The sequence below is a fragment of the Prochlorococcus sp. MIT 0701 genome, from assembly GCF_000760295.1.
Taxonomy (GTDB): domain Bacteria; phylum Cyanobacteriota; class Cyanobacteriia; order PCC-6307; family Cyanobiaceae; genus Prochlorococcus.
Genome location: NZ_JNBA01000004.1, coordinates 1 through 10,731, shown reverse-complemented (window position 1 = coordinate 10,731; position 10,731 = coordinate 1). Strand labels below are relative to the sequence as shown.

General features: G+C 49.2%; 8 protein-coding genes and 3 pseudogenes. 4 read left to right on the top strand and 7 right to left on the bottom strand.

Annotated features, from left to right (window positions below; all coding sequences use genetic code 11):
- A pseudogene (locus tag EV12_RS00810) lies at window positions 1–262 on the top strand (iron uptake porin); the annotation flags it as partial.
- Between the two features lie 168 nt (window positions 263–430).
- Here EV12_RS00810 and EV12_RS00805 read toward each other — a convergent pair.
- From EV12_RS00805 to ychF, 6 genes and pseudogenes are all read right to left on the bottom strand, one after another.
- On the bottom strand, window positions 431–787 hold the full coding sequence (locus EV12_RS00805; RefSeq protein ID WP_036910861.1) for a hypothetical protein: 357 nt from the start codon (window positions 785–787) through the stop codon (window positions 431–433).
- Window positions 772–1,248: a hypothetical protein gene (locus EV12_RS00800; RefSeq protein ID WP_036910859.1), complete on the bottom strand. Its 477-nt coding sequence runs from the start codon at window positions 1,246–1,248 to the stop codon at window positions 772–774. Before EV12_RS00800 ends, EV12_RS00805 begins: the two co-directional genes overlap by 16 nt.
- Window positions 1,249–1,911: 663 nt before the next feature.
- A pseudogene (locus EV12_RS12970) lies at window positions 1,912–2,013 on the bottom strand (chlorophyll a/b-binding protein); the annotation flags it as partial.
- Between the two features lie 168 nt (window positions 2,014–2,181).
- Window positions 2,182–2,385, bottom strand: a complete 204-nt coding sequence (locus EV12_RS00790) for a chlorophyll a/b-binding protein (RefSeq protein WP_036910857.1) — start codon at window positions 2,383–2,385, stop codon at window positions 2,182–2,184.
- An 11-nt stretch (window positions 2,386–2,396) separates the two neighbouring features.
- The gene (locus EV12_RS00785) at window positions 2,397–2,540 is read right to left on the bottom strand and encodes a high light inducible protein (protein ID WP_036910855.1); all 144 of its coding nucleotides are present in this window, start codon (window positions 2,538–2,540) and stop codon (window positions 2,397–2,399) included.
- A 950-nt stretch (window positions 2,541–3,490) separates the two neighbouring features.
- Window positions 3,491–4,582 carry a redox-regulated ATPase YchF gene (gene ychF / locus EV12_RS00775; protein ID WP_036910865.1) on the bottom strand — a complete coding sequence of 364 codons (1,092 nt, stop codon included), beginning with the start codon at window positions 4,580–4,582 and terminating at the stop codon, window positions 3,491–3,493.
- Here ychF and EV12_RS14730 point away from each other — a divergent pair.
- Genes EV12_RS14730 through polA form a run of 3 tightly spaced genes read left to right on the top strand, consistent with a single transcriptional unit; the run spans window position 4,581 to window position 8,900 of the window.
- Window positions 4,581–4,703, top strand: a complete 123-nt coding sequence (locus tag EV12_RS14730; protein WP_255327585.1) for a hypothetical protein — start codon at window positions 4,581–4,583, stop codon at window positions 4,701–4,703. The two genes, ychF and EV12_RS14730, sit on opposite strands and share 2 nt — an antisense overlap.
- Window positions 4,704–4,736: 33 nt before the next feature.
- On the top strand, window positions 4,737–5,915 hold the full coding sequence (locus EV12_RS00770; protein WP_152562291.1) for an efflux RND transporter periplasmic adaptor subunit: 1,179 nt from the start codon (window positions 4,737–4,739) through the stop codon (window positions 5,913–5,915).
- Between the two features lie 24 nt (window positions 5,916–5,939).
- Window positions 5,940–8,900: a DNA polymerase I gene (polA, locus tag EV12_RS00765; RefSeq protein ID WP_036910849.1), complete on the top strand. Its 2,961-nt coding sequence runs from the start codon at window positions 5,940–5,942 to the stop codon at window positions 8,898–8,900.
- 153 nt (window positions 8,901–9,053) lie between these two features.
- Here the strand turns inward: polA and EV12_RS00760 are convergent.
- Window positions 9,054–10,731, bottom strand: a pseudogene (locus EV12_RS00760) (hypothetical protein); the annotation flags it as partial.

The following is a 10,731-nucleotide window of genomic DNA, read 5'->3' as shown; positions in this document are numbered from 1 at the left end:
GATTGAGCGCTACGGCTGTGTAGCTGGCTATCCAAGCGGTAGCTACCTCGGCAACAGAGCAATGACCCGCTTTGAAGCGGCTGCTCTATTGAATGCCTGCCTCGATCGCATCACTGAAGTTACCGACGAACTGCGTCGCTTGCTGCAGGAATTCGAGCAGGAGCTCGCAATCCTCAAGGGCCGTGTTGATGGCCTTGAAGCCCGCGTTGGTGAACTAGAAGCCACTCAGTTCTCCACCACTACCAAACTTGTTGGTCAGACACTCCTAAGAAGTCGACGACTCAAAGAAGCATGTATTAACTACGCTGGTTAATATAAATACTGCCTTAACTTTTACCAAGATCAGATCGACTTACTTACAATCATCAGTCAAGAGCTAGATCAAACAGATCAAACAGAAGAGATCTTCTCATCGTCTATACATATATGGTTAGTTTAATAACGAACCATCAGCATTGCAATCACGTAGGCTATTCCATTTGGCCAAATTCTCTTCTAAGTTGTCAAACTCATTTTCTGAGTCATTGATTTGTTGGGCTTTAATTAGTGCTTGAAAAGCTTCGACACCATACTTGCTTGCGATTCTTTGTTTAATACAGGCTTTATACTTAGAGCCAGCCTTTAATTCCTCCTCTGCTCCTCTTAAATTATCCTGAGCCAACTCACTCTTTTCTCTCCATTCCAGCATGTGGTTCGTGAATTCTTCTTGTGCACCGTCAGCAAAAGCAGGCTCGCCATGTACTACAAGCAAGAGCAATAAAACTAATCCTGCTAAGAAATGACGCATTCCTCGTCCCTAGAGACCTCATGATTATCCCATAAAAGCTTATGCCGCCATTTCTCTTTCGGCGAATGTCTAACTCTTTCGACACCTTTCTTTGTTAGAATAAAGATCGGATTACCTGATTCTGAGACCTGCTTGATGTCTACATTGCCAAGCATCCACATACGCATAAATACTTGATTTTCCGTCATTGTGCCAAGATATTCCTTGCAACTTTTGCCAACATCAACAAACCAGAGGGAAAGTAGATCTGCCTTCTCCCTATCTCCCTTACAAAGCTGAAGCGTAGTCCGAGAGATGGCCATTGAATCACCTTGCTTAAGCGCAAAACGAATCAAGGCATTTCCAAGGCTAATCTGTTCGCGATCTACACTCATGGCGCCATTTCTATTAGGCATATATAAGGAATCGAAAATCATAAGCAAAGTTATAAGTTTGATTCTAGCCACGAAAGTACCGTTCATTCCAGCTTAAATACTCGCAAGTTATGGAATGAAGATGAGCGGCAGGATGCCTTGGCTTTGACGGATTTACAAGCTGAACCTATCAAGCTAGTATTCTGTTCAAATAGAATGTAAAAGCTCTAAGACATTTATTGAAAGCCTAACATTCAAAACCATTGTCTACCCAATTGGAATAGAAAACCCCCGGGCATCCCGCAAGCCAAGCCTGAAAAGGGCTTATTTAATAGCGTCAGAGCTGAATTAAACGCAATCAATCCCACCTCAGCAACCACATTTCAAGGGTAAAGAAAACTCAACAAAGCAACGAGCTTAGCTGGAAGCAACCTCCAACAAGATTGGATGCCACCAATTCAAAAGGCAAGTCACAACCAAGATTTGGATTGATCGTCTAAGCAAAACTATCAATCAATACTCAACAGACTATCTTTATAAGCTAGAGGCCCTAGTCCAAATAAGAGAAGGGACCTCTAGCCAAAAGGAATTTTTCAAAAGATGCCTGGAATAATCCAACCAGTCAGTGCATAATCATAGCGATTAGACCTTTTAGTAAGCCTTTTGGTGAATTTCTTGAGAGAGTTAAGGGGATTAAATTCCATAATAAACTAGGAGAGAGTAAGAATGCTCCGAAGTTTTAACTTAAGAGCATTAATGTCTATAAAGTGCTTAAAACAATCCAGGAATAATCTGCCCTGTAGCAGCATAACTAGCGAGTGCTCCAATAAAGCCAATCATTGCCCAGCGTCCGTTTTGTAGCTCTGCATTTTCATTCATGATGATTGAGAGGTAGAGGAATTGTGTAAGAAAAGGTCAAGAAAAGCCTAAAGCCTCATGCCAATTGATAATCAGGCAAGAAGGATAGTCAATGAGAAATACCAAATGCTCGACTAATCCACCTTTAACTAGGGTAGTCAGCCTGCACAATTGTTACTGTGATCAAAAAACACCGGGTAAGATTTGCCCTGTGAATAAATAAGCCACGACAGCAGATAAGAAGCCAATCATTGCCCAACGTCCGTTGGTCAGTTCTGCTTCTTTGCTAAAGGCTGTGTATTCAGGGTCAATTTGCATGCGTGGTTCGCTTGCATACATGTTCTGACGTCCACCGTCTTCAGTGATGACATTTGAAGAAGAAGTCATGATCTTTCTGCTTAAACCACGCCAGGAATGATTTGGCCTGTCGTTAGGTAGGCGCCTACCGCAGCCCAAAATCCCATCATTGCTGCTAATCCATTAACACGTTCAGCAGTCATCTTCTGATTTTCGATCCTATTGGTCTTTGGGGATTGTTTCATGAGAAGGAATTTGAGTTCAGGTCCCTTTGAGGACGAAGGCCAGGATGTCGGCCTTCATTACAAAGCTTAACACAAGAGGTTGCGAAGTGTGACGATCGTGTTTACAGCGAGCCTCCTGGTAGACCCAAAAGCTCAAGGTTCCTTTATTCACAATCTATTCACAGGGGTCAATTCTATTGGCAAGGCTCAAGAGTTAATGCATTAAAAGAGGAAATTCTTGTATATCTAAGAGAGTTTATATTATTTAGATATTTTTTATGGATGTATTGACTCATACAAATTTAATCATTCAAGATCGCGTCAATGACTCCTTGCTAACACTAACTCCTGCATGCAGGGTAAAGCCTAGTCAATTTAATGCTCCCTAGCTCCTCTTTTAAGCCGGTCTAAAAACTTAAGCATCTATCATTTCTCTATGTGACTAAATATAGAGGATAGGCGGCTAATCGAACCTCAAAAAGCACTCTGTCCATGCTCAATCTCTTTCTCAATTCTAGGAGTTGCATCAAAACCTCAAAAGGCTTGGTCTGCACAAGACTGAATCAAGTTAAATGCCCCACAGCCCCTGAAGCCTTAGGTGTAAACACCTAGGCATTACTTGATCTGGGCCATAATTGGAAGAATTTATTGCAAAGGCCCCATAGGGCTCTTTCAGTTGCTATTCAATAGTTACTGGCATTTGGCTGATGGCGACAAGCTCATCACATTCAACAAACTGGCAAGAAGCCTTCATTGGTGCTCTTACCACCTGTTCAAGTCTTTTAAATTACCGCTTGCCAGGAAGATCATCTATGCGAGTTCAGCTTAGTGAGTTCAGAACTCAAGGTGAACTTAATAGAAATTAGATTGAATTAATCAATCAACAAACAAAGATCTATGCTCCTTCAGATCTATGAATTGGTTTGCTTTTTTTCTGATCAAATAGCAAGTCAATCCCAGAAGGATAAAAACTAGACGTTAAAAAGAAACTCCATGACGTCACCCTCCGCTACGACGTAGTCCTTACCCTCGCTGCGCAGCCAGCCTTTGTTGCGTGCTTCAGCAAAGGAGCCGGCCTCAAGCAACTTCTGATAGGCAATGGTTTGGGCACGTATGAAACCACGCTCGAAGTCGGTATGAATGACACCGGCTGTCTGCGGCGCCGTCATGCCTGCCTTAAACGTCCAAGCACGGGTTTCCTTCTCCCCTGTGGTGAAGTAGGTACGAAGACCGAGAAGCCGATAGGTCGCCTTGATCAAACTCTTCAGCCCCCCCTCACTCACTCCGAGGCCTTCAAGGTAATCAATACGCTCTGCTTCACCGAGTTCAATTAACTCAGCCTCCACCTGGGCTGAAATGCGCACGCATTCAGCATCCTCACGCGTCGCCAAGGTGGTCACCTCCTCACAGTAGGCATTGCCGCCGGCAAGATCGTCTTCGCTCACATTGGTGGCGTAAATGATTGGCTTAGCCGTTAGCAGGCCAAGCGGTTTAATCATCTTTGCTTCTTCATCACTGAGCTCCACCGCACGAGCAGCACCACCTTGCTCAAGCACAGATTGAATCCGCTCAAGCGCGGCATCTTCGAGCTGCGCGTCATTGCTTGTGCGCGTCTGTTTTTTCAAACGCAAGCGCCGTTTCTCGATCTGACTGAGATCGGCAAAGCCGAGTTCAAGGTTGATGACCTCAGCATCCCTAGAAGGGTCCACTGATCCAGAGACATGGATCACATCCTCGTCTTCAAAGCAGCGCACCACATGCACGATGGCGTCAACCTCGCGAATATTGGCAAGAAATTTGTTGCCCAACCCCTCTCCCTCACTAGCCCCCTTGACCAAACCAGCGATATCAACAAACTCCATACGTGTTGGAATCAGCTCCTTGCTCTTGCTTAGATCGCAAAGCAGCTGCAACCGCTCATCAGGTACAGCAACGCTGCCCACATTCGGTTCAATGGTGCAGAAGGGAAAATTGGCAGCTTGAGCCTGCGCGTTGGCCACAAGTGCATTGAAAAGCGTGGACTTACCCACATTGGGTAATCCAACAATTCCGGCTTTAAGCATGGGTGGCAATCTAGCCGTGCCCATACCAGAAACCATTGCAACAGCGCTATGGCACCGCAAAACAACGCTTAAGACACTTGATAGTTACGTCATCGTGCCCTGCTGCAGTCAGGCACGATGACCAGCGAGACTACTGGACATCGTTGGTGGGTTGATGGCCAGTACAAAGGCCCCGCCCATATCGGAACATCAGGAGCAGGGATTGGTCCATCTCACACAACTCAAAGGTGCTAAACGCCGCCGCAAACTCTGGATAGGCCTCAGTGCAGCTGTGGTGCTGATCACCGCAGGCAGCCTGGGGTGGAGGTTCAGCCCCCAGCAGCGCTTGGGCCGCGATCTCAGCAACTACACCGTAGAAACCGAGCGGGGCACCCTTCCCGGGGTCGTGACCGCCAACGGCGAATTGCAAGCGAAGCGGAGCGTGAATGTCAGTCCCAAAAAAGCAGGTTTGCTGGAAGAGCTCTATGTCGATCAAGGCGACGAGGTCAAAAAGGGACAGGTCCTGGCTCGCATGGATAGTGGCGACTACAACGACCGCTTAGATGAAGCGAAGGCCCTTAAAAGAAAAGATCAAGCTGAATACGAAACGAGAAAAGCAGACCATGAGCGGCGCGACAACCTCTACCAACAAGGAGCCATCTCAGCCGACGACGCGAGCAAATATCGCCGCCTCTACCTGACCAGCCGCGCCAACCTTGCCGCAGCCCAAGAGCGTGTTCAACAACGCATTACTGAAGGGAGCGAACTTCTGATCAGAGCACCCTTCAGTGGTGTGATCACAGCCCGTTATGCGGAGCCAGGAGCCTTTGTGACGCCAACAACAGCAGCCTCTGCAACTGCCGGCGCCAGCAGCTCCTCCCTGGTTGAGCTCTCAGAAGGAATGGAGGTGAACGCCAAAGTGCCCGAAAGCGACATCGGCCGCATCCGCATCGGCCAAAATGCCAGCGTGCGTGTTGATGCCTTCCCAGAACAACGTTTTATGGCCCGCGTCAGCGAGATCGCCCCGAGGGCAGCAAAAACTGAGAATGTCATCTCTTTCGCAGTCAAGCTCAACCTGATCAAGCGTTCCCCCCAACTGCTCATTGGCATGTCCACAGACGTGGATTTTCAAACGGGCAAGACTGCACCCAGCACGTTGGTTCCCACCGTGGCGATTGTGACTGAAAAGGGCAAACCTGGGGTGCTTCTGGTGGGCAAAAAAAATCAACCACGCTTTCAAGCGGTAGAACTAGGCACCAGTAGTGGCAGCAAAACAGCCATCCTGAGTGGGCTCAATCCCGGCACGCGCATCTTTATCGATCTGCCCCCTTGGGCCAAACCAAAACGCGACTGATCCAAACCCACATCAATCCGCCCCATGCCTGAGGCTGTTAACAAGCCACTGTTGCTACTGGTGGATGGCCACTCGCTGGCCTTCCGCAGCTTTTATGCCTTCAGCAAAGGAGGCGAAGGGGGATTGGCCACAAAAGACGGTACCCCCACCAGCGTTACCTATGGCTTCCTAAAAGCACTCCTGGACAACTGCAAGGGTCTTAGCCCGCAAGGGATTGTGATCGCCTTTGATACAGCTGAGCCAACCTTCCGCCATCAAGCAGATGTCAACTACAAGGCCAATCGTGATGTTGCGCCTGACATCTTTTTCCAGGACCTCAAACAACTGCAAGAGATCCTTGAAAACAACCTGCGACTTCCCCTTTGCCTTGCCCCTGGCTATGAAGCCGACGATGTGCTCGGCACCCTCGCCAAGCAAGCGAGCAGAGATGGTTGGGGTGTACGCATCCTCTCCGGCGACCGTGACCTCTTTCAGCTCGTCGATGATCAGCGCGACATTGCCGTGCTCTATATGGGTGGTGGACCGTACGCCAAAAGCAGTGGTCCCAGCCTGATCGATGAAGCTGGGGTGCTCAGCAAACTTGGTGTCATACCCAACAAGGTGGTTGAGCTCAAGGCCCTCACTGGCGACAGCTCTGACAACATCCCCGGGGTCAAGGGTGTGGGTCCTAAAACAGCCATCACTCTTCTTAAGGAGAATGGCGATCTCGATGGCATCTACAACGCGCTGGCTGAAGTGGAAGCAGAAGGCGAGAAAGCCAGCCGCGGGGCCATAAAAGGAGCACTCAAAAGCAAGCTCAGCAACGATCGTGACAACGCCTATCTATCGCTCCATCTTGCAGAGATCCTGGTCGATATCCCCCTACCGAAAGCGCCACGTCTAGAGCTAGGCAGCGTTGACAACGATGGTCTCACTGACCGCCTGAGCGCCCTGGAACTCAACAGCCTGGTGCGCCAAGTGCCCAGTTTCGTGGCCACCTTCTCCAGCGGAGGATTTAAAGCCAATCGCCACGAACTTGAAACATCCAAATCGGCGACAAGCCCAGTAGAGCCTGAATCTTCAACAGAACCAGAGGGTTCAAACGACAACGGACAACCGGCGCTACAGCCACAACTGATTACCAATCCAGAAGAGCTGCAAGAGCTTGTCAAACGGCTGATGGCCTGTCGAGATCGCCTCAAGCCAGTGGCCCTCGATACTGAAACAACCGCCCTCAATCCCTTTTGCGCCGAACTGGTGGGCTTAGGCGTCTGTTGGGGTGAGGGGCTGCAAGACCTGGCCTACATCCCGATCGGACACCATCCGCCTGCCGAACTGCTGGAGGCAGAGGCTGCCTGCCAACTCCCCCTAGAGGCTGTGCTCAAAGCGATAGCCCCTTGGTTGGCAAGTAACGACCACCCCAAAGCACTGCAAAACGCCAAATACGACAGGCTCATCCTGTTGCGCCATGGACTCGCCCTCGAGGGGGTCGTGATCGACACGTTGCTGGCCGACTACCTCCGTGATGCCGCCGCCAAACACGGCCTGGAAGTGATGGCAGAGCGTGAATTCAAGATCACGCCAACCGGCTTCAGCGAGCTGGTTGGCAAGGGCCAAACCTTTGCTGATGTCGCGATCCCAACAGCCAGCCTCTACTGCGGCATGGACGTGCATCTCACCCGACGACTTGCCCTACGACTCAGAGCGCAACTTGAAAGCATGGGAGCCAAGCTGCTTCCCCTACTGGAGCAAGTTGAGCAACCCCTAGAACCAGTTTTGGCGCTAATGGAAGCCACCGGGATCCGCATCGACCTGCCCTATTTACAGACACTTTCCGTTGAACTGGGTGAGACCTTGGAGCGTCTGGAAGAACAAGCCCGAGAAGCAGCCGGAGTGGACTTCAATCTGGCCTCCCCCAAACAATTGGGAGAACTGCTGTTCGAAACACTTGGGCTGAATCGCAAAAAATCCAGGCGCACCAAAACGGGCTGGAGCACCGATGCCAACGTGCTGGAAAAACTCGAAGCTGATCATCCAGTGGTGCCTCTGGTGCTGGAGCACAGAGTGCTCAGCAAACTGCGCAGCACCTACGTGGATGCCTTGCCGCAGCTGGTGGAATCAGAGACGGGCAGGGTGCACACCGATTTCAACCAAGCGGTTACGGCAACAGGCCGGCTGAGCAGTAGCAACCCCAACCTGCAAAACATCCCCATCCGCACCGAATTCAGCCGGCGAATCCGCAAGGCTTTTCTTCCCCAGGAGAACTGGCAACTACTCAGTGCGGACTATTCACAGATCGAATTGCGCATCCTCACCCACCTCTCTGGAGAGGAGGTTTTGCAAGAGGCCTTCCGCAATGGCGATGACGTGCACGCTCTCACCGCAAGGCTGCTGCTGGACAAAGATGAAGTCAGCTCTGATGAACGTCGACTCGGCAAAACAATCAACTTCGGCGTGATCTATGGCATGGGGGCTCAAAGGTTTTCACGCTCAACCGGCGTCAGCCAAGCGGAGGCCAAAGACTTCCTAAGCCGTTACAAACAGCGCTACGCGAAGGTGTTTACCTTCCTCGAACTACAAGAGCGGCTTGCACTCAGCAAAGGCTATGTAGAAACCCTGTTAGGGCGGCGGCGGCCCTTCCATTTTGATCGCAACGGATTAGGCCGATTGCTGGGTAAAGATCCAATGGACATTGATCTCGACGTAGCCCGCCGCGGTGGCATGGAAGCCCAGCAACTCAGGGCGGCAGCCAATGCCCCAATTCAAGGATCCAGTGCCGACATCATCAAAGTCGCGATGGTGCAGTTACAACAACAACTCAAAGAATCAGGCCTAGCGGCACATCAACTCCTGCAAGTGCACGACGAACTTGTATTGGAAGTCGACCCCACTGCACTTGAAGATGTTCAGCAGTTGGTGGTGAGCACGATGGAAAAGGCTGTTGAGCTTAGTGTGCCACTCGTAGTAGAAACAGGTGTTGGCGATAACTGGATGGACGCGAAATAACAACCTCAAAAGAGAAAAGAAAAGAACGGCAATTGAGCTCCATCAACAAGGCCAAACAAGCTCTTGTTTCAATCAATTCAGAACCTGCATTAAGCAATAAAAAAGGCCCGCTTAAGCGGGCCTTGCGAGAGATCTAATCAGTAGATTTAAATATCAAATTATAGAACTAGTCACTGCATCAGTTGCAGTACTGGTGACAGTTGTACTAGTTGAATCCAAACCCAAAATGTCCAACTCATTATCTGTAAGAACAGAAGTAAAGTTGCCACCTAGGAATGAGGCCAGACCAGCGTCAGCCAAGGCATCGAATTGATCATTTGTCATATCCTCTGCGATATCACCAGTTAAATCCGCAACCGTATTGGTGGTCAAATCTCCAATCACATCATCTGAGAGTGAGTCCAAATCATCTCCAATGCCAGCCAGGAAATCAGCAGTCAAACCATCCGCTTGACCCTTAGTAATCCCTGTAAGAAAATCGTCTGTAATTAAATCAAGATTGTCAGCGTTACCTAAACCCGTCAATTGATCATCAGTAAGTTCTGCTGCGATACCAGCAGTTAAATCCTTAACAGTATCATTGCTCAAACCTGAGAATACATCAGCGGAAAGCTCATCCACTTTTCCTCCGATGGCATCGATGAATTCTGTTGTTACACCTTTTGCCAGCTCCTCAGTAATTCCTGAGATCGCATCATTAGACAGCAAGGCAACAGTATCTTCAGCCATACCTTTGAGCTGCCCAACCTTAAGGCCGCCAATATTCTCACCAGTAATGCTGGCAATAATGTCAGTATCCAGGTCATCAATTAAACCGCCAATACCTCTAAATGCATCCTTTGACTTACCGAGTGCTTTTATTGCACCTTCACTTAAGTCGTTAATGAAATCAACGCCAAGCCCCTTAGCTTGATCACCAGTCAAGCCTTCAAAAGCTTTGTCTGCTATAGATTCAAGCTTGCTTTGATCTAAACCCAAAAGAGCATTTACTTTCAATCCGCCGAGCTGATCAGCGTCGATTTTCGCAAATACTTCTTCTCCCAATAAATCCAGTGTTTTATATTTAAAGCCCTGAACTGCATCCGCTGTCATTTCTTCGAACTTCTTCGTTGTTATAGAAGTAATTAAATCCGTGCCTAACTTCTTAACTTGATCGGCACCGATACCCGCCATGGCTTCATCAGCTAGTTCCTTAAACTGATCTACATCAAACCCAGCCAACACTTTTGGAGCGAGTGCAGCGATACCTGCCGCTTTAATTCCCCCAATTGCATCAGGAAGCAACTCTTTTATCTGATCTTTGGCAAATCCAGCGAACGCCGCTGGAGCAAGCTCTTTAATCTGAAGTTTATCTAGTGATCCAATAACTGCTGGAGCCATTGCAGCGATCGATTCCGGCTTGAATCCAGCGAACGCCGTCGGAAGCATCTGGGCCATCTGGATTTTATCTATTTGCTTAAAGACGTCAGCACCCATCTCGGCAACATGAGTTGCACCAAAACCTGAGAAGGCTTCAGCAGCCATCTTGGCTACATGATCTGCCTTCAGGCCAGCCATCGCCTTAGCACCCATGCTGGCGATATGGGTACTAGCTAATCCAGCCATCGCCGTCGGATCTAGGGCTGCAATATGACCACTAGTAAATCCAGCTACAGCGTCAGTCGCCATCTTGGCCATATGACCACTAGTAAATCCAGCTACAGCGTCAGTCGCCATCTTGGCCACATGACCACTAGTAAATCCAGCGACAGCGTCAGTCGCCATCTTGGCCATATGACCACTAGTAAATCCGGCCACAGCGTCAGTCGCCATCTTGGCCACGTGGTCTGAA

Bases quoted from the DNA above. Each gene is read 5' to 3' on its own strand.
- EV12_RS14730 (WP_255327585.1), top strand. From the start codon at position 4,581: ATGGGTGGCAATCTAGCCGTGCCCATACCAGAAACCATTGCAACAGCG.
- EV12_RS00770 (WP_152562291.1), top strand. From the start codon at position 4,737: ATGGCCAGTACAAAGGCCCCGCCCATATCGGAACATCAGGAGCAGGGA.
- EV12_RS00785 (WP_036910855.1), bottom strand. From the start codon at position 2,540: ATGAAACAATCCCCAAAGACCAATAGGATCGAAAATCAGAAGATGACT.
- EV12_RS00800 (WP_036910859.1), bottom strand. From the start codon at position 1,248: ATGAACGGTACTTTCGTGGCTAGAATCAAACTTATAACTTTGCTTATG.
- EV12_RS00805 (WP_036910861.1), bottom strand. From the start codon at position 787: ATGCGTCATTTCTTAGCAGGATTAGTTTTATTGCTCTTGCTTGTAGTA.
- EV12_RS00790 (WP_036910857.1), bottom strand. From the start codon at position 2,385: ATGACTTCTTCTTCAAATGTCATCACTGAAGACGGTGGACGTCAGAAC.
- ychF (WP_036910865.1), bottom strand. From the start codon at position 4,582: ATGCTTAAAGCCGGAATTGTTGGATTACCCAATGTGGGTAAGTCCACG.
- polA (WP_036910849.1), top strand. From the start codon at position 5,940: ATGCCTGAGGCTGTTAACAAGCCACTGTTGCTACTGGTGGATGGCCAC.